General features: G+C 38.6%; 11 protein-coding genes and 1 pseudogene. 7 read left to right on the top strand and 5 right to left on the bottom strand.

Annotated elements, in window-relative coordinates:
• Positions 1-82: 82 nt before the first annotated feature.
• On the bottom strand, positions 83-1780 hold the full coding sequence (locus tag ACYT6F_RS15865; protein WP_472601130.1) for an APC family permease: 1698 nt from the start codon (positions 1778-1780) through the stop codon (positions 83-85).
• A gap of 252 nt (positions 1781-2032) precedes the next feature.
• Here ACYT6F_RS15865 and nhaA point away from each other — a divergent pair, with 252 nt between their 5' ends.
• Both nhaA and ACYT6F_RS15875 read left to right on the top strand, forming a co-directional pair.
• Positions 2033-3373 carry a Na+/H+ antiporter NhaA gene (gene nhaA / locus ACYT6F_RS15870; protein WP_472598599.1) on the top strand — a complete coding sequence of 447 codons (1341 nt, stop codon included), beginning with the start codon at positions 2033-2035 and terminating at the stop codon, positions 3371-3373.
• A gap of 5 nt (positions 3374-3378) precedes the next feature.
• Positions 3379-4668 (top strand): annotated as a pseudogene (locus tag ACYT6F_RS15875) (DUF389 domain-containing protein).
• Positions 4669-4764: 96 nt separating this feature from the next.
• Here ACYT6F_RS15875 and ACYT6F_RS15880 read toward each other — a convergent pair.
• The 4 genes from ACYT6F_RS15880 to ACYT6F_RS15895 all read right to left on the bottom strand — a co-directional run bounded on the left by ACYT6F_RS15880 (position 4765) and on the right by ACYT6F_RS15895 (position 8355).
• Positions 4765-5277, bottom strand: coding sequence for a DUF421 domain-containing protein (locus tag ACYT6F_RS15880; protein WP_472598600.1), 513 nt, complete (start codon positions 5275-5277; stop codon positions 4765-4767).
• Between the two features lie 198 nt (positions 5278-5475).
• Entirely contained in the window at positions 5476-5709 is a 234-nt protein-coding gene (locus ACYT6F_RS15885; protein ID WP_472598601.1) for a hypothetical protein, read from the bottom strand.
• Positions 5710-5844: 135 nt separating this feature from the next.
• Positions 5845-7482, bottom strand: coding sequence for a BCCT family transporter (locus ACYT6F_RS15890; protein WP_472598602.1), 1638 nt, complete (start codon positions 7480-7482; stop codon positions 5845-5847).
• A gap of 228 nt (positions 7483-7710) precedes the next feature.
• Entirely contained in the window at positions 7711-8355 is a 645-nt protein-coding gene (locus ACYT6F_RS15895) for a helix-turn-helix domain-containing protein (protein ID WP_472598603.1), read from the bottom strand.
• A gap of 114 nt (positions 8356-8469) precedes the next feature.
• On the opposite strand from ACYT6F_RS15895, the gene ACYT6F_RS15900 reads away from it, so the two are divergent.
• The 5 genes from ACYT6F_RS15900 (at position 8470) to ACYT6F_RS15920 (ending at position 17412) form a co-directional block, all read left to right on the top strand.
• A complete protein-coding gene (locus ACYT6F_RS15900) occupies positions 8470-8865 on the top strand; it encodes a YbjN domain-containing protein (protein ID WP_169229680.1) in 396 nt (131 codons plus the stop codon).
• A gap of 17 nt (positions 8866-8882) precedes the next feature.
• Positions 8883-9584: a PspA/IM30 family protein gene (locus tag ACYT6F_RS15905; protein ID WP_472598604.1), complete on the top strand. Its 702-nt coding sequence runs from the start codon at positions 8883-8885 to the stop codon at positions 9582-9584.
• 1 nt (position 9585) lies between these two features.
• Entirely contained in the window at positions 9586-10233 is a 648-nt protein-coding gene (locus tag ACYT6F_RS15910; protein ID WP_472598605.1) for a hypothetical protein, read from the top strand.
• 106 nt (positions 10234-10339) lie between these two features.
• Entirely contained in the window at positions 10340-12349 is a 2010-nt protein-coding gene (locus ACYT6F_RS15915) for a flotillin family protein (RefSeq protein WP_472598606.1), read from the top strand.
• 248 nt (positions 12350-12597) lie between these two features.
• A complete protein-coding gene (locus tag ACYT6F_RS15920; RefSeq protein WP_472598607.1) occupies positions 12598-17412 on the top strand; it encodes a DNA repair ATPase in 4815 nt (1604 codons plus the stop codon).
• Positions 17413-17455 lie beyond the last annotated feature (43 nt).

Genomic DNA, 17455 nt, shown 5'->3' on the forward strand with positions numbered 1-17455 from the left:
AACGGTAAAGTCAGGCTTTATTAAAATTTGCAGCCGATTTATTTGTTTATCAGCTATTAAAGATATCCACAAAAACTTTTATTTATAAAACAAGCCTTACGCCACCCAATTCATCAACCCTGTAGCTGAACCTGTCACCCGGACTGCTAATGAACATGAAGTTTTTGGGAATATTCCATTTCTGGCTAAGTTCCTCTACAAGTTCGGGGGTAAACCGACCGACAAGAGTTATATATTCCATATCGACGTCCGGATATGCCCTATCCAGAACCTCGAAATCGGCCAGAAACTTAGGGTCGGGATTTTGCTCTTTTTCAAGAACAGTAACAATTTTCATTTTATTAGTCACTTCATTTTCATGAAGATACATCATTACTTTATTTAAGGTGGCAATATCATCCCCTTTTGAGAAGAACACAAAATTCTGCTCATAGAGTTTTTTAAGCTTCCTGTTCAGAAATCGTTGTCTTGTAACCGTATATTTCTTATATCCCCGGGATACAGATTCCAGCATATCGACCACAAAGTGCATAATATCTTTTCGCATCAGCATCGCAAGAATAATCAGCACAGAAGGAATAAAATATTGCAGGAAGGTTACCAAATACTGGGGTTTGGTCTTAATATTCCCATAGAGGGCAATAATAATGGCAAACAATGCGATGATCACAGCTCCGGGCCTCGCACTCTCAGGTCGCGGAAGGCGTGAGCGTCTCAGCTTCAACAAGATATTTCCTAAAGCAAACGAAGCCATCACTGTTAAAAAAGATAATGCGTATACTGCCGCTAAAGGTCCAAGCTGGCCACGGGTAACCAACAGCACCGAACAGCAGAGAAGAAAAAATAAAATGAGAATCCTGTACGTGCTTCCTCTCTTGTTTTCTTTCAGGAAATAATTGGGCAGGATTCGATCCAGAGTCATTCTTTTGATCAATCCGTTTACTCCCACAAAAGAGGTGAGAACCGCTCCGCTTAAAACAGAAACTGCATTGATCGAGATAATCGTAGCCAGCCAATTACCTCCCGTAAGTGTACCTACATAGCTTAGGAAAGAATTTTGATGTGATTCGACCTGTGATATAGGAATAATGCAGATGGCAAGAAACGCAATCACTGGATTTAAAATGGAAACAGCAATCCACATATTACGTAATGTTTTGGTAAATACACCTCTCTTCTGCTCCTCAACAAAATTAGATGAACTTTCAAAGCCTGAGATTCCCAGCATTGCGGCTGAAAATCCGAAAAAGATAGCTGTCATGATGCTTCCGTTCCGCACCGGCAAGTGGAAATTCTCCCTCAATATGGTAAAACCGTTCTCAAAAACAAAATATGCACATGAGCCGATAAGCAGGGCCATCGTCGTGAGATGAAAGATAAAAATGACTAGTGCAACAACTGCGCTCTCGGAGATTCCAAGAATGGTAAGTCCCAGAAATATCAATAACAGCACAAATGTAGCAATGTTTACATTGAAGTAAGGCAGGATGTGATGAAGATAATGCATCGCTTCACTGGAGGAGATCACCGCCGTGGCCATGTATGACAGTATTGTAAGACAGGCTGCCACAGATGCATTGCTCTTGGATGTTGTATTCAGCAATACATTGTAGGCCCCGCCATTCAGAGGAAGCGCACCCACAACTTCACCATAGATCTTTCTGAATAAGTACAATACCGCGGCTACCAGTAAAAGGGCGATCCAGGCATATTGGCCAGCCGAAACAATTGCCAAAGCCGAAACATATAAACAGGATGAAGTGATATCATTCCCGCAGATTGCGGTGGCATACCATTCGCCAAGTTTTTTTTGTAGACATTATCTTTAATTTATATTTTGATCTGTAATATTATAAATTAATTTATTGCCGATGCTATTTTTTATTTCAAAATTTTTATTTAAATTTTAATATGCAATGTTTTAAAAATCAAATTATTCCCTGAATGCTTTGGGTATTAAACGGAGCAGGTAAAATTGGCTGCCGTGGTATAATAACGGGAAATCACCACCAAAAATCGTAAATTTACAATTATGTACAAAGAAACGATGAGCAATAACTACAATCAGAAACCGATAGACAAGATCGTACAGCCTATGCAAAGATTTATTCAGCAGGAAAAGTCTGGAGGACTGTTGTTGGGAATCAGCGTTATACTGGCCCTTATTTTGGCAAATACACCTCTTTCTCATGGCTATCATGAAGTTCTGGAACAATCTTTTGGCTTCCAGTGGAACAATGAAACCTATTTTAATTATACCATTCACCACTGGATCAATGACGGTCTTATGTCCATATTTTTCTTTGTGGTCGGTTTGGAGCTGAAGCGGGAGATTATCGGTGGGGAGCTATCCAATGTCAGAAAAGCTCTATTACCTATTGTTGCCGCAGTCGGAGGTATGGTAATGCCGGCCCTTATTTATCTTCTTTTCAATCCTTCAGGTGAACCGCATCAAGGCTGGGGAATCCCGATGGCTACAGATATTGCTTTTGCTTTGGGGGTGCTTTACCTGCTGGGAAATAAAATACCGTTGGCTCTCAAGGTTTTTTTAACAGCCCTTGCTATTGTCGACGACCTTGGAGCAGTACTGGTTATCGCATTTTTCTACACCGCTGAAATTAATATGACATTTTTACTGGCAGGGCTTTTCATTCTTGCTTTAATGTATTTGGGAAATAAGCTTGGCGCACGATCCATTATCTTCTATGCAGTACTGGGAATCGGCGGGGTCTGGACCTGCTTTCTCGTATCGGGAGTTCACGCTACGATAGCCGCCGTACTGGCTGCATTTACGATCCCGGCTGATGTGAAGATTCGCGAAAGTGTTTTTATTGCCAAGATCAATTCTTACCTGGAAAGATTTAAAAATATTGATCCTGACCAAAATACGCCTACCCTCACCAATGAACAGCTTCATGTCCTGGAAAAAATGAACGAGGCTACTCTGGCCGCCACTCCTCCATTGCAGAGGCTGGAACATGCCATGCATCCCGCCGTCTCATTCCTGATTATTCCTATTTTCGCTATAGCGAATGCCGGCGTTTCGCTAAGCATTGATATAGAAAGTCTTTTTAACAATAATATTGCAGTAGGTACTGCTTTAGGCCTCTTACTGGGTAAAGTAATGGGAGTTGTAGGGTTCAGCGTTCTGTTTATCAAACTGAAAATTGCCAGAGTTCCTTCAGGAATGACGATCAAAAACCTTTTCGGACTTGGTTTTTTAGCCTCTATAGGATTTACGATGTCACTTTTTGTAACGTCACTGGCCTTCACCCATGAGGAATACCAGACTCAGGCAAAAATAGGTATATTTGCCGCATCACTTATCGGTGGACTTATAGGATATGTGATTCTCAACCGATCTGCAAAATAATAAAGATGATCAGAAATATATTCAATTTTATCACTCTTCACAATGGTGAGGAAAAAAAAGACAAGGTTCTTGAGAATGTAATTTCCAATATCTCTTTTCGGGGTTCAAATCTGTGGATTCTTGCCTGTGCCATTATTATTGCCTCTATTGGGCTTAACGTTAACTCGACAGCGGTTATCATCGGAGCGATGTTGATTTCACCGTTAATGGGACCCATCGTCGGTGCCGGGTTTGCTCTCGGAACTTACAACTTCTCATTGCTTAAAAAGTCTTTTAAGAATCTTCTGATTGCAACCTTTGTAAGCCTTACGGTTTCTGCGGTTTATTTTTATGTAAGTCCCTTTAAAGACGTCCAGTCTGAACTCTTGGCAAGAACAGCACCCAATATATATGATGTTTTGATTGCATTTTTCGGCGGATTGGTCGGTGTGATCGCCATTACAAGAGTTGAAAAGGGAAATCCTATTCCGGGAGTAGCCATTGCCACTGCATTGATGCCACCGCTCTGTACAGCAGGTTTTGGCTTGGCCACTTTTAATTTTTCATATTTCTTCGGAGCATTTTATCTATAAACCATTAATTGCTTTTTTATCTGTATCGCCACATTTTTTGTGGTAAAGTTTCTGCAATATCCGTCATCGCTTATTGAAAGCAAATATGAAAAAAGAATCAGATATGGAATTTCGATCTTAATTGTTGTTATGATTGTACCCAGTTTTTATCTGGCTTACAACCTTTATAACGAAAAGAAGTTTACAAAAACGGCTGAGCATTTTGTCCAAAAGGAATTTGAAAACAACGGCTATACGGTGATCTACAAAAAAATCAACTACAATGTCAGTCCGAAGACAATTGACCTGGCTTTTCTCAACAAGAAATTTACAGAAAAGGAAATTATTTCTTTTAATAAAATGCTTGCAGACAATGGTCTTCTGGATACCAAGCTTACCATAAGGCAGAATGATACCGATATCAAATCTGAGATCCTCAATGAAATCAATAAGTTTGACAGCAATATTTCCGAAAAAGATATTGCCATTTCCAAGCTAAGACAGGAACTTGATACATACAGGGTTGCTGACTCCACCCTTTTGCAGGAGATAAAAATCCTTTATCCCGACATCAGTAATGTTTCTTACGGGAAAATTGAGCAATATCCCCGCACAGACAGTGCAAAACTGCAGTTTACTTTACTGTATTCAGGTCGGGAAATTGACCAGAGACAACTTTCGCAGTGGCTGCAGAAAAGACTTCATGAAAAAAATGTCAGAATCATCAAAGATGAAACAGATTAAATCAACATCTGATTACTGTATGGAAAGGCTGTGTTAGAAATTTCTTTGTACTTTAAGATATATTTTAAATTTATTTCCGTACTTTCTGATTTTCATCTATTTAATATTTTCCAGTGAACTGTTATTGCTGTCAGTTTCAGATTTTTTAATGACACTCATGTCTCCGTTTGCTTCAATTACCACTGCAAACACTTCATCCATATTGCCTATTCCCTGCCTGCGAATGGCCGCAACAATCTCTTCCCTGGTGACCAACTCATTTTTCATAATATCATTTAGATAAGCCCCTTTGTAAAATAATAATTTGGGTGAAGCATTAAACATCTTCTCCATAAATTCTGACGTACGTGAAAGCTTGGCAAATAACAGCTGCAAGGCGATGATTAGCGACAATACGACCACACCTTCAGCAAGGTTAATCTGAGCAAGCATCATGTAGGCAAGAACAGATCCAAGCGTTACGGTCACCACAAAATCAAAAGCGTTGAACTTGGCGAGCGTACGCTTTCCTGATATTCTGATGAACACAAAAAGTGTTATAAAAGAAATGATCGTGAGCAATGTTACATGCCAGATGCCGTCCCAGCTTTCAAAAAATATATTGGTCATAATATTAAAGCCTATTATATTCTGAATATACCTGCAAACATCTCACCATGTTTAAAAACAAAATATTTAATTACCTTAAAACTACGGTATACCGTGAATCGTCCTAAAAAAGAATTTTTAATACATCATTCCCGTATTACCTATTTTGTTCTTTCACTAATCTATTGAAACGCTCGAAATTTTATAATCACTGTTCTTTTATTTAAAACGGTGATTGGCATCACTGCTGATAAACATGGTATTTTTTTCCTCGGAAACAATATCTACAAAACGTTCATAATGTTTTAATACATCCGAGATGAGCTCATTCTTTGTAAATAACTTGACGTCATATCCTTCCCTGTTGTCCCCGAAATAGGATTTCGGATAATATATAAGCTCTTTTTCCAAACCAGGTAAGTTATCTTCATTTAAAAGATATTCCGACACCATTTTCGATTCCTTTTTTACTCCATATTTAAAGTTGTTGATTACGCCATACCTGATCTCAATTTCTATACTTTGCGGACTGTTCTGAGAGTTGATCTTAGCTTCGATACCATTTTTGGAAAACTCCTCCGTCAGTTCTTAAAATGCCCGCTGAACTGTAGTTTTTATATATAATTCTGTCGACTTGGCATCATTGAATGATACGATTTGACGCAGCCGCTCTTTCCAGTGCTCCCCCGACCAGGGAACGGTAGTTGAGGAAAAGTCTTTTTCATAATAACCTTTGTCAATAACCAGTGCTTTGGTAAGGCTTACAATAAATAAAAGCATAATGATTGAAAAAGGCAACGCAGTGATGAGTGTCATACTTTGCAGAGCCGCCAAACCTCCGGCATTAAGGAGCATTAAAGCCAAGACTGCGAGAAGCGCTCCCCAGCCTACCGTCTGCCATTTTGGGGATACTCTGGCATTTTTGGTTGCGATGCTGTTCATCACGAAAATACCACTGTCTGCAGAAGTGACAAAGAAAATAATAATGATACCGATGACAAGAAAACTGATTACCTTTGTGAAAGGAAGGTATTCCAGAAACTGGAACATCAGACCATCCGGGTCGTTGGCCATTTTACTTAAATAGCCGTTAGCAATATTCATATCAAACCAGATCGCACTATTTCCAAAAACCGACATCCATATAAAGTTGAAAAGCGTGGGCAATATCAGTACGGCAGCTACAAACTCTCTTATTGTTCTTCCCTTCGAGATTCTTGCTATGAAAAGTCCTACATACGGAGACCATGAGATCCACCACGCCCAGTACAATATCGTCCAGTCGTGAAACCAGCTTTGGGTGTTTTCCTCGTATACATGAGTATTGAAAGTAAGACTGAAAAAGCTATTGATGTAGGTTCCTATTCCTTCCGTGAAGCTTCCTATCAGATAAACCGTTGGCCCGAATATCAGTACAAAAAGTAACAGCACTACTACTGCTGTGATATTGATATTGCTTAATATTCTGACGCCTTTGTCCAGTCCTGACACTGCAGAAAAGATTGCTAACGAGACCAACACAGTTACAATAAGAACCTGATAAGGAAAACTGGTTTCCGGTAAAATATGCAATGTCACCAGGCCGGAATTGATCTGTACAACACCAAACCCCAAGGTTGTGGTAATTCCGAAAAACGTGCTGCACAGCGCAAAAATATCAATAAGATTTCCCCATTTTCCTTTAATCTTATCTTTAAGCAAGGGATAAAAGCAGCTTCTTAAGGATAAAGGCAAACGGTAACGGTATGAAAAATATGCCAGTGCAAGCCCCACTACTCCGTAGATGGCCCATGCATGAATGCCCCAGTGGAAAAAGGTATACAGCTGCGCATTCTGAGCTCTCTGAACAGGTGTCCTGGAGGCAAAAATTTCATTGGAATAATGCTGCATCGGCTCGGCAACACTGAAGTACATTAACCCGATTCCCATCCCCGCAGCGAAAAGCATCGACAGCCATGAAAAGAAGCTGTAGTTCGGCTTACTGTCATTTCTCCCAAGCCGTATATTTCCGTATTTGCTGGTCATAATATAGATCAGAAATATGACAAACAGAGTCACCGACCAGACGTATACCCAATTGAGATTGATAAAGATGAAATTTTTAACAATATTCAGAAGATTCTCAGTTGCAGCCGGATATACTGCTGAGACCAAACAGACTCCAATGATAAAGATCAAACTCGGAATGGTAATTCCCCGTTTTAGGGTACTTCTTATTTTATTCATTGCGGTAAAGTTCATTCTTTAAAAATACAATGAAAAACTTTAAAAAGCTAAATTATCGAATTCAATGAATATAAAAATTCATCAGCCAAGTGATCTTATTCGGAAATGCAATAGTTGTTTAAATAAATAAGGAGGTAAAAAAATAGTCCTGTAAAAATCGTATATACTGTAAATCAATACAATTACAATTTAAACGGTATAACGGTCAGTATTGCAGATTAAACAGTGTTAATTCTTGTTATTTTTAAAGCCGTCAAAAACCTTTTCTTCCAAACGCTCAAGTCGTGATAAAATATCCGCAAACATATTTTTACTTCCTGTTGAAACATGCCCGATAATTCTGTAAAAAGGCAAATTTTCATTTTCATTTTTTTTACTATCACCTGCGAATTGCAGATAACCTTCACGATCCAAAAAAACACAATCTGCTGAAAAACCGGATGTCTCCACACTTAAAAACAACAAATCGCCGTCCTGATAAAAATTTTGCACATTTCGTCTGCTTTTATACTCGTAAATCAAATCAACGTTTGCTAATAATTTTTGCAAAACATCTTCCTGAACAATATTTCCATTCTTGTAACGACTGACAACAGGGGATTTTTCATTAATTTTATCCGATTCAAACATCAGATGGTCAATATCAGAAACACTTACCAACTGATTAACCTGTAATATTTCAGTTAACAGCTTATCCAGATTTAGGTTAAAATAATTGGCAACCTTCAGAATGGTCTCAATCTTAGGCTCAGCCCTTCCTTCTTCATAAGAACTTATAACTCCCCTGTTGAGATCAAACAAATCAGCAAAAGCCTTTTGACTTAAGCCCTTAACCTGCCTTATTTTCTTAATATTGGTTCCGAAAAAACTCATAAGCCTATTTTTTTAGCAAATATAAGAATTAAAATAAAATAATGCTAAAAATATTTGCAATTTTAAAATTTTGCTCTATATTTGTCTAACAAAATTTGAAGCAAACTTACGATCATGAGAAATCAAATATTCAGAACGGTTAAAGAATGGTTGTTAGATTATGAGTTCAACATCACATTGGAAGATGAAACTCAGAGAATTCTAATCATTGAAAAAGAATCCAGCGGAATAAAGAATATGATTCTGATTATTTCAGACTCTATACTTATTATGGAACAGTTTCTTTTTGAAATAAAAACCCCTTCGGAAGCCATTTATCGTTCACTGTTACGAAAAAACAGGGATATTGTGCACGGAGCATTCGCGCTGGACAATACCGGCAAGAGGGTTATTTTCCGCGATACCCTTCCTACTGATAATATGGCGCAGAATGAAGTCATTGCCTCCATCAACTCATTAGGGATTCTGGTGGGCGAATTCAGCAATGAAATGATCGAAATGAGTAAATAAATCACAAAAAAATTATTATGAACATTTTCGCAAGATTATTCAAAATAGGAAAAGCCGAGATCCATTCAGTGATCGAAGGTTTCGAAGATCCGATCAATATGACCGAACAGGGAATCAGGGAAATGAAAGAACAGCTCGCCAAAAGCGTTGAGGCACTCGCCCAGCTGAAAGCTCTGTCCATACGAAAGAAAAACGAATCGGAAACAGAAAAGCAAACCGCAAATGATTATTACAACAAAGCGGTGATTTTAGTCCAGAAAGCTGAAAACAGAGAACTTGAGGCTGCAGAAGCAGACCGGCTGGCAAAAGAAGCCCTGAAAAAGCAGAGTATTGCTCAGGAAAACGCTCTACACCTCGAAAAAGAGTATGAAAAACTACATGGCGAATGTGAAAAAATGCAGGCTAACATCAATAATCTGAGATCCGGCATTTCGAAATGGGAAAATGAGCTGCAGACGTTAAAAGCAAGAGTCCAGATCAGTGAAGCAACCAGGGATATCAATAAAAAAATGACCCTCATGGATACAGGAAGCACAGTAACCATGCTCGAAAAACTAAAAGAAAGAGCAGAACAGCAGGAAGCACTCGCAGAAGCATATTCTGATGTTTCAGGTGCCGGAAAAACAATTGATGATGAGATTGATGCGATCATAAAAAATAATGACAGACAGGCTGAAGAAGCTTTACAAAAATTAAAAGAAACACTTAAAAAAGACTAATATGACCTTTCAGGAATTTTTGCAGACAGCTTTTTCACCGGTGAACACCGTTTTGAGCATACTGCTGATTCTGGCTGTTCTATATTGGCTTTTCACTATTGTTACGGGCTTAGATATCGATGTCGGTTTAGATGCTGATATGGATGTAGACATAGATGCTCCGGATGGTCAGGTTCATGTTCCGGAAAATCCTTCTCCCTGGATTCAGTTTTTAACATTCCTGGATCTTGATATTGTCCCGGTTACGTATTTCCTGACGATATCGCTCTTCTTTACCTGGCTGGGTTCGTTTTACCTCGAAGTATTTGCTTCATGTCAGGTTTGGGTATCTGCGATGTTGGTTTTTCCGATATTTCTGGGAAGCATCTTATTAACAAAACTGCTTTTAAAACCATTGAATCCTTTTTTCAGGGAAATCAATCATAAAGGAGAAAAACCGCATGATTTTCTGGGCCGTACGGGAAGATTGAAATCTACGATTCACGGAAACAAAATCGGAATTCTAGAAGTTTTTATCGGCAGTGATCCGATGACCCTGATGGTAAAAAGCAAAGACGGCGAGAAAATAGAATACGGAGAAACGGTATTTATCGTAGACGAAGACCCCAATAGAAAATATTTCTATGTAGCCACAGAAATACGCTTTTAAATCATATTCTGGATTACTTTTCCGATGGTGATCAGTCATTGTGAACATGCTTTATGCATATATAATTAATAAAAAAACACATTTCAAATAATTAAACTTTAAAACTATGAATTTACCATTAATTGCAGGGATAATTGTTGCTGTAGTAGCTTCAGTTGGATTAATATTCTGGATTCTGTCTATGTACAAAAAAACAGTACAGGGAATCGTTATTCTCAGAACCGGATATGGAGGAACAAAGGTATTTTTTAATGCAGGAATCGTAATTCCTATCATCCACAGGATGGAATCTATGGACATTTCTGTAAAAAAGCTGGAAATAGCCAGAGAAGGCAAAGCAGGCCTGATCTGTAAAGACAATATGCGGGCAGACATTCAGGTGGCTTTTTTTATCAGGGTTAATAAATCGGTTGATGATATTGTCAATGTTGGCCAGACGATCGGCTGCCAGAGAGCTTCGGATATTCACACCCTGAGAGAGCTTTTTGAAGCTAAATTTTCAGAAGCGCTAAAGACAGTTGGTAAAAAATTTGAATTCATCGAACTGTACGAAGCAAGAAGCGAGTTCCGCCAGGAAATCCTTGATATTATCGGAACAGATCTTAATGGCTACGTTCTGGATGACTGTGCGATTGACTACCTGGAGCAGACTTCCATTGACAGTTTAGATAAAGACAATATTCTGGATTCTGAAGGGATTAAAAAAATCACCGAATTAACGGCAACACAAAACATTAAAGCCAATCAGGTTCGCAGAGACGAAGAGAAAACAATTACAAAACAGAACGTTGAGGCCCGTGAAGCGATTTTAGAACTGGAAAAACAGCTGGCTGAAAAAGAAGAATCTCAAAAAAGAGAAGTCGCCAATATTAAAGCCCGAGAAAATGCAGAAATATTAAAAGTAAATGAAGAAGAAAGACTAAAATACGAAACCATTCGTATTGCAACGGAAGAAAAACTTCAGATCGCTGAAGAAAATAAGCTGAGACAGGTGGTGATTGCCGCTAAAAATAAAGAACGTGCCGATTTGGTAGAGACTGAAAGAGTACAAAAGGACAAAATGCTGGAAGCAACCGAAAGAGAAAGAATTGTTTCTCTGGCTCAGATTGAAAAAGAAAAAGCCATCGAGCTGGAAAAGAAAAATATTCAGGATGCGATCCGCGAGCGCCTGACTATGGAAAAAACCGTTGTGGAAGAACAGCAGGGAATTAAAGATCTTGAAGCGTTCAAAACAGCCGACAGAAATAAGCAGGTGGAAATCACCCTGGCAACACAGGAAGCTGAAAAGAAACTGATCGAAGAAACAAGAGCTGCAGAAGCCAGAAAATTGGCGGCGGAAAAAGACGCTCAGAAATATGTAATTGAAGCTCAAGCTAAAAGAGATGCCGCTGAAAAAGAAGCTGAAGCCCGTAAAATCATCGCCGATGCGAAAGCAAAAGAGGAAGCAACGGTAGGTTTGTCTGAAGCTCAGGTTCTTCACGCAAAAGCAGATGCCGCAGAAAGACAGGGTATTGTAGAAGCTGTTGTGATTGAGAAAAAAGCTGATGCCATTAAAAAAGAAGGAATTGCCCAGGCTGAAGTCATCAAAGAAAAAGCACTGGCCGAAGCCGCAGGAATCACCGAAAAAGCTGAAGCGATGAAGAAACTGAACGACGCAGGAAAAGACCATGAAGAATTCAGACTGACACTGGCTAAAGAAAAAGAAGTGGAACTGGCTCAGATTGCTATTCAGAAAGATATTGCACAGGCACAGGCCGGCGTTCTGGCCGAAGCTTTCAAATCTGCAAAAATTGACATTGTAGGCGGAGACAACACATTCTTTGACAACGTTATTCGCCAGGTTTCTGCAGGTAAAGGTCTGGATAAATTTATCAACCACAGCGAAAATGCAACATTGGTTAAGGAAAACCTTTTGGGCGACGGCGAAAATATCATTGGGAAAGTAATGGGAATGGTTGATAAATACAACATTTCTTCCGAAGACATCAAAAACATGAGCATTGCAGGACTTATTTTTAAACTGAACAGCGTTGCCAACCAGCAGGAAAGAGGACTGCTCGACAGAGCATTGGATATGGCAAAAAGCCTGGGAATAGATCACAAACCGGTACAATAAAATAATAACCATCCTTATATATGATAAACTCTCATTGTCTGATTCTATTAATCCTTTGAGAGTTTTTTCTAATAGTATTTTTATTGAATAAGTAATTCAATAGAAACGGTGGTTTTAATCCGTTCAAAATAAAAGTATTATTAAAGCTTGCTGAGTATTAAACCTTTGCAAACGAAAGAATATATTTCATAACAGAATGATGAATAAGATCAATGATCTATCATCATTTATCAAACCTATAAAAACCTATGTCAGAACAATTAAATTCAGGGACATACGAAATCATACAAAGCCGTCTGAATGAGCAGAAAAACAACCTCATTCAAAAGCTTCAGCAGCTGAACGAAAACCGTAAAGAGATTTTCGGCGGAGTAGATTTTTCACTTATCGCCAACGAAAGAATTTCTACGGACCACAACTGCGTGGCCAAAGATATTTTTTCGCTGAAAAATGCTTTGATCTTCGGTTCCAATGCGCATCTGGGTTTACAGACAGAAATCAACATTACAGATGTTTTTTCAATATATACGATCAATAACAACCGTTTTGAACCTCAGGATTCTTCTCTCATTTCGGATGCAACTTTTATTGAAGAATTCAAAAACCTGTATAAGTACTACAGAAATACTTTTTTCGTGCGCTTTCACTTTACCGAAAACTATCTGTATATGGTTTTCCAGCTTTCTGAAAGCACGTCGGACATCAAAGCATTTAAATGGCTCATTAAAGACAGCCAGCTGACTTATATCGATTCAAGGAGCGCTTCAGAAGTTTCTTATCCGCCTCAACATGGCTTTGCATGGACAAAAGCAACAAGAGACATGCAGCGAAGCGGAAAATTTCCCCATATTTCTTTGGCTGATAAAGTTTTTGTGGAATCGATTCACGGAGATCTTACCATAAAAATCGAAGACAATACCGATACCGGAAAAGGGATTTACTCCGAAGATGTTGTTCATAAAGATCAGAACCTCGATGATGCGGAAATTCACTTCTGTGATCTTGATAATCTGGTTTTATTTAAAATTAAACCTTACCAGGAAACAGAAAGATATTTCATTTACAATCATAAAGAAAAAACAGTTTCAAGAGTTGATACTTTGAAATATTCTGCGGTTTTGCTTCCGGAAAATCAGGGTGTTTTGTTCTCGAACGGTTATGCTTTGCAGACGGGAGGTCTGAAGGTAATTTCTCAGGATGCCAACCGGCTTCATTATCTGAAAACCATTCAGGAACCGAATGGCGAAAATTTCATGTATGTTTTCTATGATGATAAAACCAATAATTATCAGCTGATTTCATACAACATTATTACCCAGACGATTGAAACACCGATTCGCTGCAGCGGATATTCTCTGTTAAATGAAGGAAAACTTGTTTATCTAAGAGAAAGTATAGAAACGACAAAACATCATTTAGCTCAAATCTGGCAGACACCGTATTCTAAAGAATTACAGCCGAATACCGAAAAGTCAGGCACGCTCCTTTACAAAATCGGCAATAAAGATATTGTAAGAGTAATGGCGGAAAGTCAGGAGCTGATTACGCTTTTAAACAAAAAAGACTCCTACAGTGGACTGTATGACGATATCGTTAAGCTTTCCACAACCATTCTGGATGCGTATTACTTTTTGGGTGATGATGAAGTTGAAAATCTCGATCAGCCTTTAAAGGAAATCAGGAATATCGCACATTCTGCCATCAATGAATATGAAAAAGTAATTGAGCAGAAAAAAAGCACCGGTGAAGCGGTCGAAAAGCTGAAAGCTGCCTGTGAGAAAATTTTGGATGATACCAAAAGAATCAACTATTCGCAGCTGACAGATTATATTGATATGCTTTCGCGAATCAGAGCTTTGCGGGGAGAAATTACAGGGGCAAGGGATTTGAAATATGTGGATGTTGCAACTCTCGATTCTTTAGAAAAATCTTTAACGGAAAGGTCGGAAGAACTCTCCGGTGCGTGTGTCAATTTCCTTCTTCAGGATGATGCGCTACTTCCCTATCAAAACAGAGCACAGCAGATTTCCGAAAACATCATCAACTTACAGAAAGCTATTGATGCGAAATCTATTGAGGAAGAAATCAATAATCTCTCGGGACAGCTTGAGCTTCTGGTGGATATTGTTAATAATTTAAAGATCGAAGACACTTCACAGTCCACACAGATCATTGAAAATATTTCGGTGATTTTTGCGAGATTAAATCAGGAACGATTAGAGCTTTCAAAAAGGAAAAGAGAAATTTCGGGGAAAGAGTTGTCTGCGGATTTTCAGGCGCAGATGACCTTGTTTGACCAATCGGTGATTAATTTTCTCGAATTGTCTCAGACGCCGGAAAAATGCGATGAATATCTGACCAAACTTTCCATCCAGCTGGAGGAAATGGCAACAAAGTTTGTTGACTTTGAAGAATTTATCCGGAAGATTGAAGAAAAAAGAGAAGAAGTTTACGGTCATTTCCAGAATAAAAGAGTTCAGCTAACCGAATCCAGGAACAAGCGTACGCAAAGTTTGTATGATTCTGCACAACGGATTTTAAAATCAGTTCAGACCAAATCCGAGTCATTCGACTCTGAAAATGAAATCAACGGCTATTTTGCGACCGATTTAATGGTTGAGAAAGTTCGGGATATTGCGAGGCAGCTCATGGAAATGGAGGATTCTGCGAAAGCAGAAGAAATCCAGACTTTGTTGAAAACTTCTCAGCAGGAAGCGGTAAGAAAACTAAAAGATAAAAAGGAAATCTATGCGGACGGAGACAATATAATTGCTTTGGGCGATTATAAATTTGCAGTGAACCGTCAGAAATTAGACCTGACTCTGGTGATGAGAAATGCACAGTATTATTATCATCTTACAGGAACTGCATTTTATGAACCGTTACATTTTAAAGCCATTTCAGATTATAAAGAAGTCTGGAATCAGGAGTACATCTCAGAGAATTCTATGGTAAAACGTTTTGAATATCTGGCATGGAATGTTTTTTCGGACAATAAAAATATCAATACTGAAGAGCAAAACCGAACTGCCATTCAGCAGTTTATGACAGAACATTTTGGAGAAGGTCTGGTAAAAGGAATTCACGATGAAGATGCGTTAACCGTTGTTTCAAAACTTCAGCAGATGCATAATGAATTGGGACTGATGCAGTTTACTCCGCAGGAAAGAGCTTTGGCGAAACTGTTTTGGTATTTCATGGATGAGGAGAGAAAAGACTATTATCAGAAGCAGTTTGAAGCAGTTGATTTAATTTCAAAGTCGTTTGCAACAGACAAAGGTTTCCAACATCTCAATCAGGAACTGTCGAATGAAATACAAGTATTCGCTCAAAACAATCATTTTTTTGATGAAGTAAATAAGTTGAATGCAGCAATTTATCTTAAAAAAGAAAATAAAACGGCATTTCTGATTTCGGAGAAAGCGGGTGTGCTCTATGAATTATTTTTGAAAGATTTAAAAGAAAAAGGAAAAGATTTAGAATTTACCGACCAGCTGAATGCGCTGAAACATTATCCTGCAGCCTGTTTTTCAATTGCAGAAAGTGCTTTGAATGCATTCCTGTTTAATTCAGAATCAAATTTTGAAGATGATATTAATAAAGAAGCAGCCGTATTTTTTGTAACGCAGGGTTTTGATGCTAAAAATATCCTGCATATTTCTTATGAAACAACCCTGAAAGGATTGAAGTCACTGGAAAAAGATGCTGATTATGTATTAAATTATTATGAATTTACCTCCCGCTTATCTCATTTTAATGAAACCGTAGTTCCTAAGTATAAAAAGCTTCAGGAGATGAAGGCAAAATGGGTAAACGACAAGAAAAAAGCTTTGAAAATCGACACTTTCAAGTCTCAGGTTTTAAGTTCTTTTGTGAGAAACAGATTGATTAATGATGTGTATTTTCCACTGATTGGGGCTAATCTTGCCAAGCAGCTGGGAACCGTAGGAAATGACAAGCGTACCGACAGAATGGGAATGCTGCTGTTGGTTTCGCCGCCGGGTTATGGTAAAACAACATTGATGGAATACATGGCAGACCGGATGGGACTGGTTTTCATGAAAATCAACGGTCCGTCAATCGGCCACGATATTGTATCTACCGATCCGGAAGAAGCGAAAAATGCAGGCGCAAAACAGGAACTTGAGAAACTTAATCTCGCTTTTGAAATGGGTGACAATGTGATGTTATACCTTGATGACATCCAGCATTGTAATCCTGAGTTTTTACAGAAATTCATTTCACTGGCAGACGGACAGAGAAAAATTGAAGGAATTTACAATGGTGAAAGCAAAACCTATGATTTAAGGTCTAAACGGTTTTGTCTTGTCATGGCCGGAAATCCATACACGGAAAGTGGTGAAAAATTCAGGATTCCCGACATGCTGGCCAACCGTTCCGACACTTATAATTTAGGTGAAATTTCGGGCAGTAAAACGGAATTGTTTGATTTAAGCTTGATTGAAAATGCTTTAATGTCGAACGATTATCTTACCCGGCTGACCCATTCCGGAATGGAAAATCTTTATCATCTGTACGAAAGCATCCAGTCCGGTTCCGCGAATGTGGATCTGGCAGGGAACTTCAGTTCAAATGAAATTTCTGATTTCAGAAAAGTGCTTGAGAATACGCTGAAAGTCAGGGATATTGTTTTGAAAGTTAATAAACAGTATATTGCTTCTGCTGCCATGTCGGATGAATACAGAAATGAGCCTGCTTTTAAGCTTCAGGGTTCTTACCGGAATATGAATAAGCTGATTTCCGGAATCCAGCCTATCCTGAATGATGAAGAAGTCAATCAGATAGTTTTAAATCACTATCAGAATGAATCTCAGACTTTAACCACCGGAGCTGAAGCAAACATGCTGAAGCTAAAAGAATTAATGAATCTCATTTCAGAAGATGAAAATTTCCGTTGGGAAGAGATCAAAAAGACATTCATTAAAAACAAAACCATAAAAGGTCTGGGTGAAAATGACCGGATGACCCAGGTGATTGCTCTGCTTGCCCAGTTCAGTGAAGGCCTTGAAGGAATAAAAGATGTTTTGAGAAATAACGAGTAAATATTATAAAATTAACTGCACCTCTGTGCAGTTAGTTTTTCTT

It is taken from the genome of Chryseobacterium sp. NG-CE01, assembly GCF_055695505.1.